General features: G+C 71.5%; 22 protein-coding genes and 2 tRNA genes. 13 read left to right on the forward strand and 11 right to left on the reverse strand.

Features of this window, described 5'->3' with window-relative positions:
* Positions 1-186: 186 nt before the first annotated feature.
* The gene (msrA, locus tag F1C12_RS04265; protein WP_185277589.1) at positions 187-714 is read right to left on the reverse strand and encodes a peptide-methionine (S)-S-oxide reductase MsrA; all 528 of its coding nucleotides are present in this window, start codon (positions 712-714) and stop codon (positions 187-189) included.
* A gap of 131 nt (positions 715-845) precedes the next feature.
* Here msrA and F1C12_RS04270 point away from each other — a divergent pair, with 131 nt between their 5' ends.
* Positions 846-1664, forward strand: a complete 819-nt coding sequence (locus F1C12_RS04270; protein ID WP_258046105.1) for a hypothetical protein — start codon at positions 846-848, stop codon at positions 1662-1664.
* 98 nt (positions 1665-1762) lie between these two features.
* Here F1C12_RS04270 and nadE read toward each other — a convergent pair whose 3' ends face one another.
* Positions 1763-2605 carry an ammonia-dependent NAD(+) synthetase gene (gene nadE / locus F1C12_RS04275; protein ID WP_185277590.1) on the reverse strand — a complete coding sequence of 281 codons (843 nt, stop codon included), beginning with the start codon at positions 2603-2605 and terminating at the stop codon, positions 1763-1765.
* A gap of 76 nt (positions 2606-2681) precedes the next feature.
* Between nadE and F1C12_RS04280 the strand changes: the two genes are divergently transcribed.
* Entirely contained in the window at positions 2682-3899 is a 1218-nt protein-coding gene (locus tag F1C12_RS04280) for a cation:proton antiporter (protein ID WP_185277591.1), read from the forward strand.
* A gap of 3 nt (positions 3900-3902) precedes the next feature.
* Here the strand turns inward: F1C12_RS04280 and F1C12_RS04285 are convergent, their stop codons facing one another.
* Positions 3903-4757: a LysR substrate-binding domain-containing protein gene (locus tag F1C12_RS04285; protein ID WP_185277592.1), complete on the reverse strand. Its 855-nt coding sequence runs from the start codon at positions 4755-4757 to the stop codon at positions 3903-3905.
* Positions 4758-4939: 182 nt separating this feature from the next.
* Here F1C12_RS04285 and F1C12_RS04290 point away from each other — a divergent pair, with 182 nt between their 5' ends.
* Together F1C12_RS04290 and F1C12_RS04295 are read left to right on the forward strand one after the other, a co-directional pair.
* Positions 4940-6244 (forward strand): MFS transporter, encoded by a 1305-nt coding sequence (locus F1C12_RS04290; RefSeq protein ID WP_185278771.1) that lies wholly within the window; start codon positions 4940-4942, stop codon positions 6242-6244.
* A gap of 57 nt (positions 6245-6301) precedes the next feature.
* A tRNA-Arg gene (locus F1C12_RS04295) sits at positions 6302-6374 on the forward strand.
* A 111-nt stretch (positions 6375-6485) separates the two neighbouring features.
* On the opposite strand, the gene F1C12_RS04300 is transcribed toward F1C12_RS04295, so the two are convergent.
* Entirely contained in the window at positions 6486-6788 is a 303-nt protein-coding gene (locus F1C12_RS04300; RefSeq protein WP_185277593.1) for a glutaredoxin family protein, read from the reverse strand.
* Between the two features lie 96 nt (positions 6789-6884).
* On the opposite strand from F1C12_RS04300, the gene F1C12_RS04305 reads away from it, so the two are divergent.
* The 4 genes from F1C12_RS04305 (at position 6885) to F1C12_RS04320 (ending at position 10795) form a co-directional block, all read left to right on the forward strand.
* Complete coding sequence (locus tag F1C12_RS04305) at positions 6885-7730, forward strand: SGNH/GDSL hydrolase family protein (RefSeq protein WP_185277594.1); 846 nt, start codon at positions 6885-6887, stop codon at positions 7728-7730.
* A 10-nt stretch (positions 7731-7740) separates the two neighbouring features.
* Positions 7741-8364: an oligoribonuclease gene (gene orn / locus F1C12_RS04310; protein WP_185277595.1), complete on the forward strand. Its 624-nt coding sequence runs from the start codon at positions 7741-7743 to the stop codon at positions 8362-8364.
* A gap of 63 nt (positions 8365-8427) precedes the next feature.
* A tRNA-His gene (locus F1C12_RS04315) sits at positions 8428-8503 on the forward strand.
* 258 nt (positions 8504-8761) lie between these two features.
* A complete protein-coding gene (locus F1C12_RS04320; RefSeq protein WP_185277596.1) occupies positions 8762-10795 on the forward strand; it encodes a glycosyl hydrolase family 28-related protein in 2034 nt (677 codons plus the stop codon).
* A 21-nt stretch (positions 10796-10816) separates the two neighbouring features.
* On the opposite strand, the gene F1C12_RS04325 is transcribed toward F1C12_RS04320, so the two are convergent.
* A complete protein-coding gene (locus F1C12_RS04325; RefSeq protein ID WP_185277597.1) occupies positions 10817-11383 on the reverse strand; it encodes an ArsR/SmtB family transcription factor in 567 nt (188 codons plus the stop codon).
* 75 nt (positions 11384-11458) lie between these two features.
* Between F1C12_RS04325 and F1C12_RS04330 the strand changes: the two genes are divergently transcribed.
* From F1C12_RS04330 to F1C12_RS04350, 5 genes are all read left to right on the forward strand, one after another.
* On the forward strand, positions 11459-12718 hold the full coding sequence (locus tag F1C12_RS04330; protein ID WP_185277598.1) for an MFS transporter: 1260 nt from the start codon (positions 11459-11461) through the stop codon (positions 12716-12718).
* Positions 12719-13111: 393 nt separating this feature from the next.
* A complete protein-coding gene (locus F1C12_RS04335; RefSeq protein WP_185277599.1) occupies positions 13112-13903 on the forward strand; it encodes a hypothetical protein in 792 nt (263 codons plus the stop codon).
* 57 nt (positions 13904-13960) lie between these two features.
* On the forward strand, positions 13961-15040 hold the full coding sequence (locus F1C12_RS04340) for a hypothetical protein (RefSeq protein ID WP_185277600.1): 1080 nt from the start codon (positions 13961-13963) through the stop codon (positions 15038-15040).
* Between the two features lie 2 nt (positions 15041-15042).
* Positions 15043-15396 (forward strand): metallopeptidase family protein, encoded by a 354-nt coding sequence (locus tag F1C12_RS04345; RefSeq protein ID WP_374939552.1) that lies wholly within the window; start codon positions 15043-15045, stop codon positions 15394-15396.
* Positions 15397-15652: 256 nt separating this feature from the next.
* On the forward strand, positions 15653-17860 hold the full coding sequence (locus F1C12_RS04350) for a DUF7507 domain-containing protein (RefSeq protein WP_185277601.1): 2208 nt from the start codon (positions 15653-15655) through the stop codon (positions 17858-17860).
* 79 nt (positions 17861-17939) lie between these two features.
* Here the strand turns inward: F1C12_RS04350 and F1C12_RS04355 are convergent, their stop codons facing one another.
* The 6 genes from F1C12_RS04355 to F1C12_RS04380 all read right to left on the reverse strand — a co-directional run bounded on the left by F1C12_RS04355 (position 17940) and on the right by F1C12_RS04380 (position 22276).
* Positions 17940-18206, reverse strand: a complete 267-nt coding sequence (locus F1C12_RS04355) for a hypothetical protein (protein WP_185277602.1) — start codon at positions 18204-18206, stop codon at positions 17940-17942.
* Positions 18203-18835, reverse strand: coding sequence for an ATP-binding protein (locus F1C12_RS04360; protein WP_258046106.1), 633 nt, complete (start codon positions 18833-18835; stop codon positions 18203-18205). The genes F1C12_RS04355 and F1C12_RS04360 overlap by 4 nt, the downstream gene beginning before the upstream one ends.
* Complete coding sequence (locus F1C12_RS04365) at positions 18819-19598, reverse strand: energy-coupling factor transporter transmembrane component T family protein (RefSeq protein WP_185277603.1); 780 nt, start codon at positions 19596-19598, stop codon at positions 18819-18821. Before F1C12_RS04365 ends, F1C12_RS04360 begins: the two co-directional genes overlap by 17 nt.
* The gene (locus F1C12_RS04370) at positions 19595-21127 is read right to left on the reverse strand and encodes an ABC transporter ATP-binding protein (RefSeq protein WP_185277604.1); all 1533 of its coding nucleotides are present in this window, start codon (positions 21125-21127) and stop codon (positions 19595-19597) included. The genes F1C12_RS04365 and F1C12_RS04370 overlap by 4 nt, the downstream gene beginning before the upstream one ends.
* A gap of 19 nt (positions 21128-21146) precedes the next feature.
* Complete coding sequence (locus tag F1C12_RS04375; protein ID WP_185277605.1) at positions 21147-21767, reverse strand: ECF transporter S component; 621 nt, start codon at positions 21765-21767, stop codon at positions 21147-21149.
* A 179-nt stretch (positions 21768-21946) separates the two neighbouring features.
* A complete protein-coding gene (locus F1C12_RS04380) occupies positions 21947-22276 on the reverse strand; it encodes a GerW family sporulation protein (protein ID WP_185277606.1) in 330 nt (109 codons plus the stop codon).

Raw genomic sequence — 22276 nt, forward strand, 5'->3', positions numbered from 1 at the left:
TTTCCGCGGCCTCCGGTGAGGCCCTGCGTCAACCATGACCGACGCGCAACCCGCACAGCGCGGGAAGCGGAGATCAGTGGAGAACGCGCGAAACCGGCGGCCTGTGCAGGAGGATCACGCCGTGCAGGAGGATCGCGCCGTGCAGGAGGATCACGCCGCGCAGGCGGATCACGCCGGACAGACGGTTCAGGCCGCGACCACGTACGGCGCGTACGACGCCCGGATCTTGTTCACCTTGGGCAGCGCGACCGCGAGGCAGTAGCCCTGGCCCGGGTTCTTGGCGAAGAAGTCCTGGTGGTAGTCCTCCGCGCGGTAGAACGGCCCGAGCGGCTCGATCGTGGTCACGATCCCGCCCTCCCAGTACTCGGACGCCCGGTCGCGCGCGGCCTCGAACAGCGCACACTGCTCCTCGCCGTCGTAGAACATCGCCGAGCGGTACTGCGTGCCGACATCGGCGCCCTGGCGGTCGAGCTGCCGCGGGTCGTGCAGCGTGAAGAAGACGTCGAGGATGACGTCGGCCGGGATGACCTCCGGGTCGAAGGTCACGGCGACCGCCTCGGCGTGCCCGGTCGTGCCGGTGCACACCTCCTCGTAGCTGGGGTCGACGGTCGTGCCGCCGGTGTAGCCGGACACCACGTCCTGCACGCCGCGGAGCACACGGTAGACGGCGTCGAGGCACCAGAAGCACCCGCCGGCGACAACGAAAGTCTGCATCGGTCCATCCCTTTCGATCGGTCCGGCCTCCATTCTGCTACGAGCCCGGCCGGCGCGAGGTTCGCAGCGGGATGCGCGACACAGCGCCGCCGCTGCCCGGACGGAACGGTCCGCCCCGTTACCATCACCGCATGCAGTGGTGGAATGACTTCGTCGATTGGCTCAACTCGTCGGCCGCGCAGCCCGCGGTCTTCAATGCGGCGGTCCTCGCGATCGCCGTCATCGTCTCCGGTCTGCTCGCGGCGTGGATCGCGCGCGGCGCCCTCCGTGGACTCCTCTCCCGCACCGATCGTCAGCAGAAGGCGAGCGCGATCGCCGCGCTCGTGGATGCTGCGACCGAGGCGTCCGTGTGGAACTCGCTGACCCCGGCCGAGCAGGTGCTCTCCGACCGCGCCGTCGGCCAGGCCGACATCCTCGTGCGGCTCCTGCCGATCAAGGGCGCCGGTATCGCCGCCACCTGGGCGGGTCACCAGCTCGCCGAGATGAAGCGCGCCTCCGCGACCTTCGGCTACCAGCTCGACCCGGCCGTCGCGGAGTTCCGCGACCGGCTCATCGAGTGGCAGAACAAGCCGGGCCGCGCGCGCCGCATCTTCCAGGGCGACCTGGAGCGCTGGCGCTTCGAGAGCGCCGACCCGGGCAACTCGGTACTGGCCCAGCAGGACGCCTGGGTGGCGCAGCAGCACCACGAGCAGTACGCGGCGCCGGCAGTTCCCGCCACCGAGGAGACCGTTCCTGCCGCGTCGTACGCTCCGGTTGCGAGCGCTCCCGCCGCGGCCGCTCCGGAGGCCGGCGCCCCGGCTGCGCACTCCGAGGCCGCGTTCACCGCCGCGAACTACCCCACGAACGCAGCGGCCAACGACGAGACCCCGCTTCCGGTGTCCGCCTTCGCCTCCTCCGACAATGAGAACGACACCACTCCGAACCAGCGGTACGGCCAGCCCGTCAGCTGACCTGAGCGCACCCGAGCCTCCCCACCGAAACGAGGGGGCGCCGACCAGCCGGTCGGCGCCCCTTCGTCGTTCACGCGTCGCGCGCGGGAGGTCGCGGATCAGCGGCTGTAGTCGCCGCGCGTCGTCCACCAGTCGTCGAACATGCTCGCCGGCACCCGGCGCTTGTGCTCGGTCGCCAGGTAGCGGGTCTCGATCGCCGACGCGATCTCGTCGGCGACGTCCTGGCCCTCCAGGAAGTCGTCGATGTCGCTGTACTCGATGCCGAGGTTCGCCTCGTCGGTCTGGCCGGGGTCGAGGTCGAGGAGGTCGGCGGTGGGCGCCTTCTCGTAGAGCCGCGCCGGGGCCTCCAGGTGCTCCAGCAGCGCGCGGCCCTGGCGCTTGGTCAGGCCGCTGAGCGGGAGCACGTCGGCGCCGCCGTCGCCGTACTTGGTGAAGAAGCCCGTCACCGCCTCCGCCGCGTGGTCCGTGCCGACCACGAGCAGGCGCCGCTGGCCTGCGATGGCGTACTGCGCGACCATCCGCACCCTGGCCTTGACGTTGCCCTTGTTGAAGTCGGTCATCGCCTCGCCGACGGCGTCGCCGAACTCGGCGTCCACGCCGTCCACGCCGCGCTTGATGTTGAACTCGATGGTGCGCTGCGGCCGGATGAACGCGAGCGCGAGCTGCGCGTCGTCCTCGTCGTGCTGCACGCCGTACGGCAACCGCACCGCGATGAACTCGGCCTCGACGCCCTCCGCGGCGAGCTGCTCGACCGCGAGCTGGCAGAGCCGGCCGGCGAGGGAGGAGTCTTGCCCGCCGCTGATGCCGAGCACGAACCCGGAGGCGCCGGTCGCCCGCAGGTAGCGGACGAGGAAGTCGACGCGCTTGGCGACCTCCTCCGCGGCGTCGACGCTCGGCGTCACGTTCAGCTCGTCGATGATCCTGGCCTGGAGTTCACGCATGCTGCCACGATACCGGCGGCGGATTTCGTGCGTGTGAACTCCCCGCGCGCCCGCCGTCCGCTCTAGCATCGGCCGCATGAACCCGCTCGTCGGAACGATCGTCCTCGTGCCGCTGCTGGCCGTCGTCGCTGCCCTCGTCGCGTCGGCGGTCGGGAGGGTGGCGAAGATCCCGCTCGTGGTGTTCGAGATCCTGCTCGGCATCCTGGCCGGCCCGAGCGTGCTGGGCTGGATCCCCGCGTCGGACGCGCTGCACGCGGTCGGCCAGTTCGGCCTCGCCTTCCTGTTCTTCATGGCGGGCAACGAGATCGACTTCCACGCCATCCGCGGCCGGCCGCTGCGCCGGGCCTCCCTCGGCTGGATCATCTCGCTGGCCGTCGGCGTGCTGCTCGGGGTGCTGCTCGCGCCGAACGCGATCGCCGGCGTGTACGTCGGGATCGCGCTGTGCTCCACCGCGCTCGGGACGCTCATGCCGATGCTGCGCGACGCCGGCGAGCTGCGCACCCCGTTCGGTCGCGCGGTCACGGCCGTCGGCGCGATCGGCGAGTTCGGGCCGCTGCTGGCCATCTCGCTGTTCCTCTCCGGTCGGAGGCCGCTGGCCGCCGCGCTCGTGCTGATCGCGTTCGCCGTGATCGCGGCCGGCGCGGTCTGGTTCGCGGCACGGGGAGGCCACGAGCGGTTCCACGCGCTCGTGCGTGCGACCCTGCACACCAGCGGGCAGTTCGCCGTGCGGGTCGTGGTGCTGGCCATCGCCGCGCTGGTCGGGTTGAGCCTGGCGCTCGGCCTGGACATGCTGCTCGGCGCGTTCGCCGCGGGCGTCGTCGTCCGCGTGCTGCTGTCGGGGGCGGCCGAGTCGGACGCGAAGCTCATCGAGACGAAGCTGGAGGCCGTCGCGTTCGGCGTCCTCGTCCCGGTGTTCTTCATCGAGACCGGGATCACGTTCGACCTGCGTGGACTCCTCGGCGACCCGCACGCGCTGCTCCTGCTGCCGATCTTCCTCGTGCTGCTGCTCGTCGTGCGCGGCCTCCCCGGCTCACTCGCGGCGCCGCGCGGCTCGACGTTCGCCGACCGGGCGTCGCTCACGCTGTTCAGCGCGACCGGGCTGCCGATCATCGTCGCCGTGACGAACATCGGGCTGAAGGACCACGACCTGACCTCCGGGACGGCGACGGCGCTGGTCGGCGCCGGGATGCTGTCCGTGCTGATCTTCCCGGTCGTGGCCCTGATGCTGCGGCAGCGCTCGGCGGACGGCGGCGTGCGGCCGCCGGACCCGGACCGCGTGCCGGTCGAGGGGTGACGCTCAGGGCACCCGCGTGACCGCCCGCGCGAGGATGGCCGTCGTCAGCGCCTCCACCGGCTCCCGTGCCGCCGACGGGTTCGACAGCAGCGTGAAGTCCACGTGGCCGAGCTCCGGGAGCCCGAAGCGGTTGGTGACCTTGATCAGGTCGGTGGGGATGAGCGAACGCGGGAACACGGCGACCCCGAGGCCGGCGCGCACCGCGGCGAGGACGCCGTTGACCTCGCGCGTGTTGCAGGTGATCCGCCAGGTGCGGCCGGCCGCCTCCAGCGCCTCGATCGTGATCTGACGGCTGAGGCTCGGCCCCTGGTAGGCGATCAGCGGCACCGGCTGGTCGGGCTCCAGCGCCGTCTTCTCCTGCCCGATCCAGACCAGCTCGTCGGTGGCGACCACCGTCCCGTCCGTCGTGCCCGGGTTCTGCTTGATGAAGATGAGGTCGAGATGGCCGGCCTTGAGCCTGCGGTGCAGCGGACCGGACTGGTCGACCGTGAGCTCCAGGTTGACCTGCGGATTCTGCTGGCGGAAGTGCCGGAGGATGCGCGGGAGGGTCGTGATCGCGAGGTCGTCGGCGGCGCCGAACCGCAGCCTCCCGCGCATCGCCGACCCGCTGAAGTAGCTGTCCGCTTCGGCGTGCGCGGCGAGGATGGTGCGCGCGAAGCCGGCCATCGCGTCCCCGTTGTCGGTCAGCCGGACCTCGCGGGTGTCGCGCGAGACGAGCTGGCGCTTGGCGGCCTGCTCCAGCCTCCGGACGTGCTGGCTGACGGTGGGCTGGCTGATGCCGAGCCGCTGGGCAGCACGGGTGAAGGAGCGGGTGTCGACGACCGCGAGGAACGTGCGCAGGAGGACGGGGTCGAACATCGGTGCTCCGTTCGCGGGGCGGTCATTCGGAAAGCCAATGGGAGTTATAGCTTCAATTCGCTGAAAGAATACCGCCGATTCCGTAGCGTTGAGGGAGAACTCGAACAGACCATACGGAACCAGGAACGCAGGAACGACTCGTGGCGAACTCCACAGCAGCAGCAGCCCCTCCCACCGGCCCCATGCCCGTCCTCAGCGCACGCCCGCCGTGGCGCGAGACCTTCATCTCGCTGCGCGTGACCAACTACCGCCGGTTCGCCGCAGGCAACCTGGTCGCCAACACCGCCGTCTGGATGCAGCGCATCGCCATGGATTGGCTGGTGCTGCAGCTCTCCGGCAGCGTCGCCGCGGTCGGTGTCACCGTCTTCATGCAGTTCACGCCGATGCTGCTGTTCGGGCTGTGGGGCGGCGTCATCGCCGACCGGTACTCGAAGCAGCGCCTCCTGGTCTGCACGCAGTCGGCGGCGGCCGCGCTCGCGGCGCTGCTCGCGACGCTGACGCTCACCCACGCCGTGCAGGTCTGGCACGTCTACGCCATCTCGTTCGTCCTCGGCCTCGTGACCGTGGTGGACAACCCGGCGCGCCAGGTCTTCGTCAACGAGCTGGTCGGGCCGAAGTACCTGCGCAACGCGATCAGCCTGAACTCGTCCATCTTCCAGCTCGGCGGCCTCATCGGCCCGGCGCTCGGCGGCATCCTGATCACGGCGGTCGGCGGCGGCTGGTCGTTCGTGATCAACTCGGCCGCGTGCCTCGCCGTGGTGGGCGCCCTCCTCAGTCTCCGCACGAAGGAACTGCACCACTCCCCCGCTGCTCCCCGCGGCAAGGGCCAGCTCGCCGAGGGGATGCGGTACGTGCGGCGCAAGCCGGTCATCTTCTGGACCGTGGTGATGGTCGCCGTGCTGGCGGTCTTCGCGTTCAACATGCCGGTGTTCCTGGCCGCGTACGCGAACGACGTCTACGACGTCGGCGCGAAGGGCTACGGGATGTTCAACGCGCTCGTCGCCGCGGGCGCGCTCGCCGGGGCGCTGACCTCCACCCGCCGCACGTCGGTTCGCCTGTCGATGGTGGTGGGCACGGCCGCCGCCCTCGGCGTGGTCCAGGCGCTCGCCGGACTGGCGCCGGACCAGATCGCCTTCAGCGTGCTGCTGGTCGGCATCGGCGTCGGCAACCTGCTCTTCATCACGGCGGCGAACTCGCTGGTGCAGATGTCGTCGAACGTCCAGATCCGCGGCCGCGTGATCTCGCTGTACATCCTGGTGCTGCTCGGCGGCCAGGCGATCGGCGGCCCGCTGATGGGCTGGGTGGTGGAGGCCGTCGGCCCACACATCGCGATGGCGATCTCGGGGCTGGTGCCGGCGGCGGCGGCTGTGGTGGTCGCGTTGATGATCGCGCGGCACGCCAGCCTCCGGCTGCGGTTCGGGCTGCGCGGGCGGCGGCCGGTGATCGCGATCGTGAATCGGGCCGGGAAGGCGGGGGCGACGCTGTAGGGGCTCGCGCGCGAAGGTCGGGAAGGGGCCGGACGGCTACGGTATCGTGGAGGCCGCGCCCCCGTAGCTCAGCGGATAGAGCAGGAGCCTTCTAATCTCTTGGTCGCAGGTTCGATTCCTGCCGGGGGCACGACGCGCATCAAAGTCGCGATTCGTGCCGAATGTCGCCTTTGGCGTCGCCATTCGCCACATTCGTGCCGAATGTGCGTTTGTCGATTCGTGCCGAATGTCGCATTCGGGGTCACAACGCCCGCGCCGCCGCCACCAGGACCTGGTTCAGCGTCGGCACGCCCTCCGCGCGGAACACCTCCGCACCGTCCCCGCCCAGCACGATCACGGTCGGCGTCGAGCGGATGCCGTCCGACTCAGCGTGGGCCGGGTCGCGCGCGACGTCGCGCTCGGTCACCCGCAGGCCGGGGACCAGGCGGACGGCCTCGGCGAGCACCGCCCTCGTCTGCATGCACGGCTCGCAGAACGCCGAGGTGTACAAGGTCAGGCCGACCTCCCGGGTGACGGGACGGTCAACGGCGGGTGTCGCATCCACGTCGACCAGTGTACGTCCGGCGAATTCCCGGCGACCATCCCGCGACAGCGCCCGGCGCGTCACCCGCACGTCATCCCCGCGACCGACAATCGGGGCGTGAGCAGGACCACTTACACGCGTTACGTGGCCCTCGGCGACTCGATCACCGAGGGGCTCTGCGATCCCGCGCCTGCACGGCCCGGGGCGTGGCTCGGCTGGGCGGACCGCCTGGCCGGCATCCTGGACGGCGACGCCCGGCTCTCCGGCGGGACCGTCGAGTTCGCCAACCTCGCCGTCCGCGGCAGACGGATCGCCGACGTGGTCGGAGAGCAGGTGCCCGGCGCGCTCGCGCTGCGGCCCGACCTGGTCTCCGTGCTGGTCGGCGCCAACGACCTGATGAGCCCCACAGCCGACCCGGACGCGCTCGCCGAGCGGCTGTCCGACGGAGTTCGGATGCTGCGGGCGCACGGGACGACGGTGCTGCTGGCGAACCTCTTCGACCCGCAATTCGCGTTCTTCCTGAAGCCGTTCCGCGGACGCGCGGCCGTGTTCAACGCGAACATCTGGAGCATCGCCCGCGACCACCACGCCGTCGTCCTCGACGTCTGGGGCGTGCGCGAGTTCCGCGACCCGGCGATGTGGGGTGCGGACCGCGTCCACCTCAGCTCGCGCGGGCACCGGCTGCTCGCGGCGCACGCCGCCCACGCGCTCGGCGTGCCGTACGCCGAGACCAACCAGGGCGACGCCGCCGACGCGCACGCCGTCGTGGACGGGCCGCCCGCGCTCCCCGAGGACCTCCCGCTGCGGACCTGGCTGCGCGTGCACGCGATCCCGTGGGCCGCGCGCCGGCTGCGCGGGATCTCCTCCGGCGACGGGCTCAGCCCCAAGCTGCCGGAGGCGCTGCCCGTGAGCACGCAGGCCCTCATCGGCGGCCAGCCGCGGATGGTCGGAGGCCCCCACTAGACTGGCGGGCATGGCTGCCTCAAGTGATCGACTGGTCTGGATCGACTGCGAAATGACCGGACTCGACCTGGAGGTCGACGAGCTCGTCGAGATCGCCGTGGTCATCACCGACTTCGAGCTGAACGTGCTCGACCCGGGTCTCAGCATCGTGATCAAGCCGGACGCCTCCGCACTCGCCAACATGAACGACTTCGTGCGCGCCATGCACACCACCTCGGGCCTGATCGAGGAGATCCCGAACGGCAAGAGCCTGGCGGAGGCCGAGTACGAGGTGCTGGAGTACGTCCTCAAGTACGCGCCGACCGCCCGCAGCGCGCCGCTCGCCGGCAACACGATCGGCACCGACCGGATGTTCCTCGCCAAGTACATGCCGCGGCTCGACAACCACCTGCACTACCGCAACGTCGACGTCTCCTCGATCAAGGAGCTGGCCCGGCGCTGGTACCCGCGCATCTACTTCAACGCCCCCGAGAAGAACGGCGGCCACCGCGCGCTCGCCGACATCCTCGAGTCCATCCGCGAGCTCGACTACTACCGCGCGGCGGCTTTCGTCGGCGAGCCGGGACCGAGCACCGAGCAGACCCAGGAGGCCGCCGCGGGAGTGGTGGAAAAATGGGCCGCCCGGATGTACTAGAATCGATGAGTTGCCTCGCGCGGAACGGTCATCGCAGATGATCCGGGACGCTCGCGGAACATGGTGGGTATAGCTCAGCTGGTAGAGCGCCTGGTTGTGGTCCAGGAGGTCGCGGGTTCAAGCCCCGTTACTCACCCCAATAGCGCCTGGTCGTGGTACTGAGCCGCGAGCAGGTCGCGGGTTCAAGCCCCGTAACTCACCCCAATAGAGAGAGCACGTCGCCGAAACGACGTGCTCTTTCTCTTTTCCACTTGCAGTCGCCCGCAAGCTTTGCGCAAGGAATCGACAATTCTTCGACATTTCGGGTGGAGGGGTTGTGGGTCCGCGCCGGGCGGCCGTATCGTCGGGCGCAGCCGGGCGGCGTCGGGGCCGCCCGCTTCCGAGAGGACCGTCGACGATGACTCGAACTCCCGCTCATTTCCGCACTCTGGCCGTCGTGCTCGCCGCGGCCACCGCGATCGGAATCGGCCTCACCGGCGCCCCCGCGCTGGCCGCACCGCCACCTGCGCCTGCGCCGAGCCCGGTCACCCGCTCCGCGCTCGACCCGTCGCTGACCACGGGCCGCGGCGCCGACCTCGGCATCACCGAGCAGGAGGCCGAGAAGGCTGTCACCACCGGGACCGTCATCGGCCCCGACCGCACTGCGTACACACTCGCGGCCGAAGCCTCCGGGCGCTCGGCGGTCTCCCTCACCGCCGGCCAGTACGTCGAGTTCACGCTCGCCGCGCCCACCAACGCGCTCACGGTGCGGTACAGCCTCCCCGACGCCCCCAACGGCGGCGGCATCACCGCCCCGCTCGCCGTCACCCTGAACGGCGGAGCGAGGCAGACGATGACCCTGACCTCCCAGTACTCCTGGCTGTACAACCAGTACTCGTTCAGCAACGACCCGAACGCCGGCCTCCTGCACCCGGACTGGTGGATCACCGAGTGCAACTGCATTCCGGACCAGACCACGCCGGCGCCCACCATCGCGAAGCCGTTCCGGCCCATGCACTTCTACGACGAGCAGCGGCTCCTCCTGCACCGCACCTACCCGGCCGGGACCCGCGTGCGGCTCAGCGCCCCAGCCGGGACGCCCGCCGCGACTACGACCATCGACCTGCTCGACTCGCAGCTGGTCGCCCCGCCGCACGTCCGCCTCGCCGCCGCGAACGTCCTCGCCTTCGGCGCCGACCCCACCGGCCACCGGGACGCCGCCCCCGCGTTCGACAAGGCGATCGCGTTCGCCCAGAAGCTGCATCTGTCGGTGTACGTGCCGCCGGGGGTCTTCCAGGTGAACCGCCACATCGTCGTCGACAACGTGACGATCGAGGGCGCCGGGAGCTGGTACACGATCATCCGCGGGCACGAGGTCGCGCTGGCGACGCCCGCCCCGGACGGCTCCGTGCACACAGGCGTCGGCTTCTACGGCAAGGACGCCGCGTCGGGGGGCTCGCACAACGTCCACCTCTCCGGCTTCGCGATCGAGGGAGATGTCCGCGAGCGCATCGACCTCGACCAGGTCAACGGGATCGGCGGCGCGCTCAGCGACTCCACCGTCCAGGGCCTCTACATCCACCACACCAAGGTCGGGATCTGGCTGGACGGGCCGATGCACGGGCTGACGATCTCCGACACGGTCATCGCCGACCAGATCGCCGACGGCGTCAACTTCCACACCGGCGTCACCGACTCCCGGGTGACGAACAGCCTCATCCGCAACACCGGGGACGACGGCCTCGCCCTGTGGTCGGAGACCACCGCCGATGCCAGGGACACATTCGACCACGACACCGTCCAGACGCCGACGCTCGCCAACGGGATCGCGATCTACGGCGGTACGGACAACACCGTCTCGAACAACCTGGTCGCCGATCCGCTCCGGGAGGGCAGCGCCATCCAGGTCGGCAGCCGGTTCGGGGCGGTCCCCTTCACCGGGACGCTCGCGATCGCGGACAACACCACCGTGCGCGCCGGCACCTACGAGCTGAACTGGAACATCGGACTGGGCGCGATCTGGTTCTACGCGCTGGAGCACTCGATCGACGCCGACATCCAGGTGACGGGCGACGACTTCCTGGACAACACCTACAACGCGATCATGCTCGTCGCGGACTGGCCGGTGAAGGACCTCTACTCGATCACGAACGTGCACTTCGCGGACATCCACGTGGACGGCACGGGCACCAGCGTGGTCAGCGCCCGCGCCGCCGGGTCGGCGTCGTTCCAGAACGTCGACGCGCGCAACGTCGGCGCCGTCGGAGTCAACAACTGCGGGTCGTTCCACTTCACGCCCGCGGGATCGGAGTTCTCGCTCCAGAACCTCGGCGGCAACGACGGCGGCGGGACCACCGGTCCGTGGCTGGCGTCGTGGGAGCTGCCCAACACGATCACCTGCGACGACCGGCCGCCGGTCGTCGTGCCGCCGGCGCCGTCGCCCTGGCAGTGAGCCCTCCTCCGGTGCCCGCGCTCACTCCACGCTGCGGTGCAGCACGAAGATGCCGCCGTGCGCGGGCAGGTGGCTGCGCTCGCTGTCCGTCTCGACGTAGGAATCGATGACCGCGACGATGCGGCGGTCGAGCTCCGCCACATCCTCCGGCGAGAGGTGCAGCGAGAAGCGCGCGAACGTCGCGATGGAGGCCGGCCCGGCCTCGGCGAGCTCCTGCTGGAAGGCCTCCACCGGCGCCACCGCCCGGTTGCCGTCCCGCTCATCCAGCGCCATGGACAGCCACCAGCTCCGCCCGGTCGAGCGGTACGGCTTCTCCAGCGCGCCGCTCTCCCCCGACCGCACCGGCGCCGGCTCCAGGAAGCCCGCGTCCACGAGCTGGCGGACGTGGTAGTAGACCGTGCCGGCGTCCTCCCCCAGCCGGTCGGCGAGCTGCTTGTTGGTCAACTCGCGGTCGCCGCACAGCCGCAGGATGCGCACCCGCAGCGGATGCGACAGCGCCTTGATCTCCGTGACGGAGGCCGGGCGCCGCTTGGCGTCCGGGTCGGCGGACGGACCGGGCACGGCGTCGGGTGGAGTAGGGCGGGCCATACCGGGAGGATACCCGCTCAATTGAGTTTCTTGATATCGATTGAGTTTTCTCAATCGACGTGTCAGGCTGGCGGCGTGGCATCAGAATCACTCGGCGCGCGCTACTGGACGCTCTGGACGTCGTCGGCCTTCTCCAACCTCGCCGACGGCGTGATGAAGGTCGCGCTGCCGCTGGTCGCCATCCGCTACACCGACTCCCCCGCGCTGATCGCCGGCCTCACCTTCGCCTTCACCCTGCCGTGGCTGGTGTTCGCGCTGCTGGCGGGAGCCCTCGCCGACCGCTACGACCGCCGCCGGCTCATGCTGGTCGCCAACACCGCGCGAGCGGCGTTCCTCGCGTTCCTCACGATCGCGGCGGTCGCGGGCGCAGGCGCGATCTGGCTGCTCTACGCCGCGGCCATCTGCATCGGAGTGGCCGAGACCGTCTACGACACCTCGTCGCAGTCGATCCTCCCGCAGCTCGTGAGCAAGTCCGCGCTCTCCCGCGCCAATGGCCGCCTCTACGCGGCTGAACTCACCACGAACCAGTTCGTCGGCCCTCCGCTCGGCGGGTTCCTGGTCGCGGCCGGGATCGGGCTGGCCTTCGGCACGCCGGTGCTGCTCTGGGTCGCCGCGATCGGGATGCTGCTGCTCGTCCGCGGACGCTTCACGACCGACCACCCGCGCACCACCACCATCCGCGCCGACATCGCCGAGGGGCTGCGCTTCCTGCGCGGGAGCACGCTGCTGCGCACGCTCGCGGTCATGGTCGGCGGCTTCAACTTCGCCAGCAGCGCCGTCTTCACCGTGTTCGTGCTGTACGCGGTCGGGCCGGCGTCCGCGATGAAGCTCACGGATCCCGGCTACGGCCTCCTGCTCACCGCCTCGGCGCTCGGCAGCGTCGCGGGGACCTTCCTCGCCGAACCGGCCGAACGCCTGCTGGGCCGCTCGAGAGCGCTCCTTCTCACGATCCTCGGTTCGCTGCTGACGGTCGCGACGCCGGCCTTCACCACGAACCCGTACATCATCGGCGCCGGATTCCTGCTCGGCGGCGTCACGGTCTCCATCTGGAACGTCATCACGGTCTCCCTCCGGCAGCGTGTGACTCCCGCACGGCTGCTGGGCAGGCTGAACTCCGCCTACCGGCTGCTCGCCTGGGGCACGATGCCGCTCGGGGCGGCCGCCGCCGGCCTGATCGCCCAGTTCTTCGGCATCCCCGCGGTGTTCCTGAGCATGGGCGTCGTCGCGCTCGCGATGCTGATCGGGATGATCTGGGTCACCGACGCCCGGATGACGGCCGCGGAGGCGGAGGCCGAGGAGGCCGACGCGCGCGACCACGCCGCCTTCGGCAGCTGACCGGGCGTCCGGCGCACACCGGGCGTTCAGGTTCGGAACGCGGCACACCCGCGGAACAACGCCGAGAGAGCGCGCGCACACGACTTTGCCAGGCTCTGTGCCCGAATCGTCCAGAGTCGGCGTCTAACGTGTTTTCCCGACGGCAGTAACGCCGTCACGTGCTGCGCCCGTGCGTCCAACCCCCGAACCCCCGGACGACACCCCCGAAAACCTGGTGCGGCACACCCGCGTCGAACGCCGCGCCTCGGGACCCCTGGTCCAGTGGCGCTTCCGTGCGTCCCGGCGCGGTTGCCAGCCCGTCCGAGAGCGCTCCCCCGCGAGCGTTCTCCGCCGTGCGTGCGCCCCGGCCGGGGTGCCGCACGGCTTGGCGGGGAAGCCCGACCCAGGAACTATATGCTCAGCTCTCTCACCCATGTCGTCCGCTCATCCAACGTCTCCTTCGGGCGCGTCCTCACCGGCGCCGCCGCGATCATCATGTCGGCCAGCATCGTCGCCCCGATGTTCGCGCAGCAGCAGGACAGCGTCCGCGCCACCCGTGAGCTCTCCGAGTCCACCGGCATCCACCACGACCAGCTGGGTGTCTACGACAAGCTCTGGCGCGACCGCCTCGAAGGCATCGCCCAGCAGAGCCTGACGAAGGCGCAGTCCACCGTGCAGGCCAACGCCGCCAAGGCCGACACGACGGCCGCGAAGACCGCCATCGCGGGACTCGACGCGTACAAGAAGCTCGACGACTCCGAGCTCCGCAAGCAGATCGACACCACCGACGCCGCGACCGCGGCTCTCGCAGCCGCCGGCGTCGCCGCCGATCAGAAGGCCGCAGCCGCTGCAGCCGCGGCCGCCGCGGCCGCCGCCGCGGCGCAGGCGAACGCCAACACCCCCGGCGGCGCCCGCACCGCCGCGCAGTCCATCATGGCGAGCACCTACGGCTGGGGCTCCGACCAGTTCCAGTGCCTGGACAGCCTCTGGTCTAAGGAGTCCGGCTGGAACTACCAGGCCTCCAACGGCAGCAGCGGCGCCACCGGCATCCCGCAGGCGCTGCCCGGCAGCAAGATGGCCTCGTTCGGCAGCGACTGGGCGACCAACGCGACCACCCAGATCAAGTGGGGCCTCTCCTACATCAAGAGCTCGTACGGCACGCCGTGCAGCGCGTGGGGCCACTCGCAGGCCATGAACTGGTACTGACCGGTCCACGACCTCCACACATGAGGGGACGGCGGCCGCGCCGGTAGACTCACCCAGGTGAGCACCGGCGCAGCCCCCGTCCCTTCTTCCGTCCCCGCGATCCGCGGCGCGCACCTGGTCGGGAGCGTCAACCTCCCCGATGCCGCAGCGGTCTTCAGCACGGCGAGCGAGCACCTCGGCGACCGGCTGCGGCGCATCCCCGACGGCGAGGTGGGCGAGCGCTTCTACTGGATCCAGTTCCAGACCAAGCGGTTCGACACCATGACGGGACTCTCCCGCATCCCGGTCGAGCCGTACTACCTGCGCGGGATCTTCGACGGCCGTCCGTTCCAGCTCGACGAGGGCGTCGCAGCGGACGAGCTGGTCTTCCCCGACCTCGGCTACGCGGAGGCGGCCCTGGCCTCGTACGCGGAGTTCGCCCGGCTGCGCGCGGCGGGGACGATCGCATCGGGCAGCCGGTTCCAGGTGTCCCTGCCGACGCCGGCCGCGGTGATCGGCGCCTTCGTCGTGCCGGCCGACCGGGCCGCACTCGAGCCGGCCTACGAGCGGGCGCTGTTCGCCGAGCTGTCGCGCATCCTCGACGGCATCCCGCACCAGGACCTTGCGATCCAGTGGGACACCGCTGTGGAGTTCGCGATCCTGGAGGGACGCATCGAGCCGTGGTTCGCCGAGCCGGGCGCCGACGACGTCCTCGCCGGGGTCGTGGAGCGTTCGCTCCGGCAGGCGGCCGCGGTTCCCGGCGACGTGGAGGTCGGCTACCACCTCTGCTACGGCGACGTCGAGGAGCAGCACTTCGTGCAGCCCGCGGATGCCGGCAACCTGGCGGCCGTCATCGACGGGATCCTCTCGGGTGCGCCGCGGCCGATCACGTTCTTCCACCTCCCGGTGCCGATCGAGCGCGACGACCCGGAGTACTTCGTGCCCCTCGCCGCGCTCGAGCTGCCGGAGTCGACCGAGCTCTACCTCGGCCTCCTGCACCACGAGGACGGTGTGGAGGGCGCACGCCGCCGGGCCGACGCCGCTGCGACCGCGCGGCCGCGCTTCGGGGTGGCGACGGAGTGCGGCTTCGGCCGCGGGCCGTCCGAGCGCACCATCGGCCTGCTCGACCTCCACGCCGCCGTCGCCCAGGCGTGGTGACGGTGCCGCTGCACCTGGACGCCGACGCGTTCGAGCGCCTCGTCACCGACGAGCTCGACGAGCTCCCCGACGAGATGGTCGACGGGCTGGACAATGTCGTGTTCGTCGTCGAGGACCGCCCGGAGGACGGCTCGCTCGACCTGCTGGGACTGTACGACGGGGTCGCGCTGACCGAGCGCGACGCCTACGGCTTCGGCGAGATGCCGGACCGCATCATCCTCTACCGCGAGCCGCTGCTGGCGATCTGCGCGGACGAGGACGAGCTGCGCGACGAGATCCACGTGACGCTCGTGCACGAGATCGCGCACTTCTACGGCATCGACGACGACCGGCTGCACGAGCTCGGCTGGGCCTGAGCCGCCCGTCCAAATCGCACGCATTCGCGTGTGCCTTCGCGCCGATGCCGTGGACTCCGACGCGTTAAGGCGCGGGTGAATCCTGCCGCCAGGACGTCGGGGGCGCCGATCCGACGTGCGGCTTGCGCGGCGGAAACACCGGAACTCCGGGACGCCGGCATCCGAGCGCGTCTGAATACCGCTCTCATCTCGTTGCTATAAACCCCTCACGCGACTCGCCTCCTGCGGCCGCGCACGCAACGACGAAAGGGTGGCAATGCCCACTTCCGCGAACACCGCGAGACGCGCGGTTCGCCACGGACTGATCCTCGCGACAGTCCTCGCGATCCCGCTCTCGCTCGCCGCGACGGCCGGACCCGCCGGGCCCGCGAACGCCGCCGGCGCCCTCGACTGCTCCGGGACCTCGCTCTACGGCGTCGTCCCCCACGACATCGCCGGCCCGCAGCCGGCCGACATGCTCAGCATCGACGGGTCGTCCGTGGGCGGGCCGCAGCTCAACGCGTCGGTCGAGTCCACCAGCACGATCCCGGGCCTGCTGGCGAACGGGCTCGGAATCGCCATCGGCGGCACGGCGGCGTTCATGGCCTCCGACAGCGGCACGGTCGTCCAGGGCTACGACGCCGCGAGCGGGACCTGGACCTCGTACCCCGGCAAGCCGGCGCCCGGCTCGGCCGTGACCGGAGGCGCCGTCGACCCCACGACCGGGATCTACTACTTCGGCGATGTCGGCTCGAACGGGGTCACGGGTCAGCTCTGGGGCTTCGACACCACGACGGACCAGATGATCAGCCCGGCGCCGCTGATCACGTTCCCCGCGATCGCGGGCGAGGTCAACGGCGACATCGCGTTCGACGGCGGCGGGAACCTCTACGTCGTCGCGTCGTCGGCGACGGAGGGGACGCTGGAGGCGATCAGCGGACCGCTGCCGCAGACGGCAGCGCAGGCCGCGACCGTCTCGCCGACGATCCTGAGCACGTTCGCCGTGCCGGGCAGCGCGGTCGTCAACGGCATCGCCTTCGACGGGAACGGGACGCTCTACCTGAGCCAGGGCGGCACCAACGGCATCTTCTCGATCGACCCGGGCACCGGGAACGCGGATGGGAACCTGACCCCGCTGCCCGCAGCGCTCGCCGGCCCCGCCAACGTCGGCGTCGTCGATCTGGCCAGCTGCGCGTTCCCGCCGGCACTCAGCGTCCAGAAGAACGTCGTGTCCCGGGTCAACGCCACCGACCAGTTCGGCCTCCAGGTGACCGGCCCCACGGTGAGCCTCCCGGCCACCGCCACCACGACCGGCACCGCCACCGGACTGCAGCAGACGGCGGACGGCCGCGTCCTCCAGGCCGGGCCGGCGCTCGCGCGCTACGGCGACACGTACACGGCGACCGAGACGGCTGCGGGCACCACCGATCTGACGCAGTACTTGTCGTCGTACCGCTGCGTCGACACGGTCAACCCGGGCAACCCGCAGTTCCCGATCTCCGGGACGGGGACGACGGTCAGCTTCGCGCTGGCGACCTACGCGGGAGAGGCGCCGTCGGTGGTCTGCACGTTCACGAACGAGGCGCGCGCCGCCGCTCTCGGCCTGACCAAGTCGGCCAGCCCGGGGACGATCGCGAAGGCCGGCGAGACCATCACGTACACCTACACGGTGACCAACACCGGAAACACCCCGCTGTCGGCCATCGCGGTGACCGAGACGGACTTCACCGGCACCGGCACGGCGCCGGTCCCGGACTGTCCTCAGACGATCCTCGCCGCGGGCGCGAGTGAGCAGTGCACCGCGACCTACATCGCCACCGCGGCGGACGTCGACGCGGGCACCATCTCGAACACCGCCGTCGCCGGTGGTCAGGATGCCGTGGCGGGCGCCATCACCAGCGCCGCGGCCACCGCCGGGGTCACCGCCGATCGGGCGCCTGCTCTGACGCTCGCGAAGACGGCCGACCCGACCACCATCACCGGCGCCGGAGAGCCGATCGCCTACTCGTTCCTGGTCACCAACACCGGCAACGTCACGCTGACGGAGGTCGGCATCACCGAGCAGAGCTTCACCGGGAGCGGCGGACCGCTCACCGTGACCTGCCCGGCGGACACGACTCTGGCCGCCGGGGCGTCGCTGACCTGCACCGCGGACTACGAGTCGACCGACGCCGACTACGCCTCGGGCGGCGTCACCAACACCGCGACGGCGGACGGGACCGACCCCACCGGGGCGAGCATCACGTCGGCGGCGTCCACCGCCGTCGTGGAGGCCGTCCAGGTTCCGGTCGAGAACCCGCCGGCGCCGGACGCACCGGGCCCGAACCCGCCGCTGGCGGACGCGCCGCCCGCCAGCCCGCCGCTGGCCGACACCGGCCTCCAGGTGCTGAGCTGGCTGGCGCCGCTCGCCGGTCTGCTCGCGCTCGCCGGGACCGGGATCGCGATGCTGGCCGCCCGACGCAGGAAGGCCTCTGAACAGGGCTGACGCGTTCGCGCCGCACACGCAGTGCCCCGGGAGTCTCGGACTCCCGGGGCACTGTTGCGTCGTCGTCAGCGGCGAGCCGCTAGAGCGACTCCTCGTCCTTCTCGGCCTCGACCGGGTCGCTGTCCGGAGCGTCGAAATGGTACGAGACGTAGCGCTCGCCGTTCACTTCGCGCTCCTCGCCGGCGACGTACCAGAACAGCGACTCGAGGCCTTCGACCGCGGCCACCGCACCGATCCGCTCGTCCACCTTCCCGTCGACCAGGTAGCGGCGTTCGGCCGTCCCGACCAGGGGGCCGTCCGCGTATTCGACGATGTATTCAGGATCCGGGTGTGGTGTCGCGCTCATGGCACCACCGTAGACCCCGAGGGATGACGGGGTGCAGATCCGATCGGCCAGTCGGTGACGTCCAGCACCACATCGGCGCGCGCCCGCGGATCCTCCCTGGCTACGTACTCCTCGAACTCGGACTGCCACTGGTCCCAGTGCGACGCGAACGTCGCGCCGTCGCGGTCGAGCGCCCGGGTCTTGCGGAGGGTGTCGTCCGCGTCGAGCCAGACCGCGAGGTGCGCCCAGCGGACGTTGGCCGCGGCGAGCGTGCCGCAGCCCTCCACGATCACGGGAGCGTGGCCGGACACGTCGTGCCATTCGGCCGGGCGCTCCCCCGCCCAGTCCCACCGCCGCCAGCGGCCGCGGCCGGTGACGGCGAGCGGTTCGAGGAGGTCGCCGGCCAGCGCGCCGCTGGCGGCGAGCAGTCCGTCCCAGCCCGGGTAGAGGTCGTCCATCCGGACCAGGCGCGGCGCTGCGCTCCCCGGCCAGTGCCGGACGAGCAGGTCGGCGAGGGAGCTCTTCCCTGCGCCGCTCGGGCCGTCGATCAGCACGACGGTCGCCGCCTCTCCCCCGGTCGCCTCCATCGCGTCCACGACCGCGCCGAGCAACTCGCACAGCTCGGGCAGCTCGTCAGGATCCCAGGACATTCCAACTCCCCACTGCGATCGCCACCGCCGCCGCTGTGCCGGCGACCGCGAGCGCCACGACCAGCGTCGCCCAGTCCCGCCCGCGGAACACCGACGGGCGCGCCCAGGTGCGGGCGACGGACGCGCCGAAGCCGCGGGCCTCCATCGCCGTCGCGAGCTTCGATCCGCGCCGGATGGACAGCACGAACAGCGAGAACGACTGGCCGAGGAAGCGCCGCAGCGCCCCGGACTCCGCGACCCCGCGGGCCCGGCGCGCGAGAGTGAGCGCGCGCCAATCGTCCACGAACAGCCCCACCAGCCGGAGACCGGCGAGGCCGCCGAGGACGAACCGCGCGGGCAGCCGCAGCAGCTGCGCGAGCCCGTCGGCGAGGTCGGTCGGGTCGATGGTCACGAACAGCAGCACGGCCGGCAGTCCGATCGCGAGCACGCGCAGGAGGGTCGCGAGCCCGAGCTGGAGGGAGCCGTCGCTGACCTCGATCGCCCACCAATGCAGGTGGACGCTTCCGGAGGTCCGCCCGTAAAGCACGGTGGTGAGCCCCGCGAGCGGCGCCGCGATCAGGATCGGCGACGTGCGGACCAGCAGCACGCGCACCGGGATGGCCGCGAAGCAGAGCAGGACGAGCTCGAGGCCGAGGGCGACGCCCGCGGACACCGGGTCGATGGAGACCAGCAGCACGGCGGTGACGATCATCGCCGCCCCGAGCTTCGACACCGGGTTGAGCGTGGCGAGCGGGCCGCTGCGGACGGGTTCGGCGATGGTCATGCCACGGCCTCCCGTGCGGCGTCGAGCCGCAGTTCGCCGGCGCCGATGGCCGCGGCGAACTCGGCGTCGTGCGTCGCGGCGACGACGGCGTGGCCCTCCCCGCGCAGGCCGGCGATCAGGTCGACGAGGCGCCGCCAGGTGTTCGCGTCCTGGCCGTAGGTCGGCTCGTCGAGGATCAGGAGGCGCGGGCGCGTCGCCAGTGCGGTCGCGACCGACAGGCGGCGCTTCTGGCCGCCGGAGAGCGTGAACGGGTTCGCGTCCGCGAGGGCGAGAAGTGCGAGCGCCTCCAGCAGCTGCTCGGTGCGCTCCGCGATCTCCTCCGCCGGGAGGCCGAGTGCGCGGGGACCCGCGGCGAGCTCGTCGCGAACGGTGGAGGCGATGAACTGGTGCTCGGGGTTCTGGAAGACCGTGCCGATCCGGGTCAGCAGCTCGCGTGAGCGCCAGCCGCCGGGATCGGTGTCGGCGTCGCCCGCGAGCGCGGGTGCGGCGGCGAGGGCGCCGCCCAGGGCCGGCATCAGGCCGCCCAGTGTCAGGGCCAGCGTCGACTTGCCGACGCCGCTCGGGCCGGTGAGCGCCAGGGCGGAGCCCTCGGCGACGGACACGTCCGCGCGGAACGGGAGGGCGTGCGCCAGGAGGTTGGCGCTCACCCGGGAACGCCGTGCCCGACGGCCCGCGAACAGCGGCGGCCTGCCGACGGCGAGCGACCGGGCCTCCAGCAGCGGAGCGCCCGGCGCGACCGGACGCGCCGCCGGAACCGGCTCGTCCGGCAGCCACACACCGGCCTCCCGCAACCGGCCCGCCGTGTCGGCGAGCACCGCCTCCGGAGCGCCGTCGGCCAGTACGCCGCCCGCGGAGTCGAGCACGATCACCCGGTCCACCAGGTCCCGCCAGACGGCGACCCGGTGCTCCACGACGATCAGCGTCGCACCGGTCCGCTCGAGGACAGCGGACACGGCGTCCCTGACCTCCCGCGCACCCTCCGGGTCGAGGTTGGCGGTCGGCTCGTCCAGCAGCAGCAGGCCCGGCCGCATCGCGAGCAGGCCCGCCAGCGCGAGCCGCTGCTTCTGCCCGCCGGAGAGCTGCGCGGTCGAGCGGTCGAGCGGGAGACCGAGACCGACCGCACCCAGCGACCAGCGCACCCGCGACCAGAGCTCGTCGCGCGGGACGCCGAGGTTCTCGCAGGCGAACGCCACGTCGTCGCCGACGCGCGCGAGGATGACCTGCGCGTCCGGGTCCTGCAGCAGCAGCCCGGACCGGCCGCGCGCCTCCGCCGGAGACCGGCCGTCGACGCGGAGGTCGCCCTCCGCCTCGCCGTCGTCGTCGCCGCCGAGCACACCGGCGAGCCCGGCCAGGAGGGTCGACTTGCCCGCGCCGGACGCGCCGAGCAGCAGCACCCGCTCTCCCGGCTCGATCGACAGGCTCAGCCCGCGCACCGCCCAGGCGTTTCTGCCGGCGTGCCGCCAGCCCCAGTCGCCGACGTGGACGGCGACCGGGGCCGGCTGCGGGCCGGCCGGACTCAGTTCCGGCATGACAGCGTCCCTGCCGCGCCTAGACCCGTCCCGTGACCTCGCGACCGGCCGCGAACCGGCTCAGCGCCCCGGTACGGGCGATCGCTTTGACCAGCAGCCACGAGCCCAGGCCCGCGACGATGACGCCGGAGATCGTCGTCGTGATCGTGTAGACGATCGCGAACTCCGGCTTCGCGCCCGGGTAGGAGTACAGCAGGTCGAGGATCGACTCGGCGATGCCGGTGCCCGCGCCCGCGAGCAGCGCCGTCACCAGGTTCCAGCGCGCGTAGAGGAAGATCGCGAAGACGATCTCCGCGCCGAGGCCCTGGACCACACCGGACAGCAGCGTGGCGAAGCCCCACTGCGTGCCGATCAGCATGGAGACGACCGCGGCGACGATCTCGCCGTAGAGCGCCGCTCCGGGCTTGCGGACGATCAGCGCGACGAGGACCCCGGCGAACAGCCACGGGCCGTTGAGGATGCCCTGGAAGCCCGGGAGGACGGCGGTCACCGGCCCCGAGATCGGGTTGTAGGCCTGACCCCAGACCCAGAAGACGACGCCGGCTGCGACGGCGACGACGCTGGCGACGACGATGTCGACGACCCGCCAGCGGAGGACGCGCCTGGTCGGCGCGGAGACGGACGAAATGGTTGCGTGCACTGTTCGTGCCCTTTCTGTTCAGAAATGAGGGCACGGGATGTGAGATGCCTCCCTGCGCTGGCATGACCCAGATCAGGTTCGACGGTCGAAACTTGGAGAAGCTTCCTCTCAGCCCGGCTCACCGGACTCCCGTGTTCAGGAGTTCAGTGTAGACCGCCGGGCGCCTGCGCGAGCGCGCGTTATCGCTTGAGCGCGCGGATGACCCGCGCCCAGGCGTGGCCGGCCACCCACACGAACGGGATGGCGACCGCGAGCAGCGTGATCAAGTTCGGCCGGAACCGCACGCCCGTCTCGTCGCTGATGTAGGCGCCGAACGGGACAGCGGCGCCGCCGCCTCCCGCTCCGCCCGGCGCGGAGTCCTCGCCGGGGCCTTCGCCGGCGCCGAAGCCGAACTGCACCGCGGCGACGGGGACGATCGTGGTGCCGTCGACGACGATCGGCTCGCCGTAGACCGACTTGATTCCGGAGGAGCTCATCGTCTCGGCGAGCTTGAGGCTGAGGTTACTCAT

The sequence above is a fragment of the Leifsonia shinshuensis genome (assembly GCF_014217625.1).
In the GTDB taxonomy this organism is placed as follows: Bacteria; Actinomycetota; Actinomycetes; order Actinomycetales; family Microbacteriaceae; genus Leifsonia; species Leifsonia shinshuensis_A.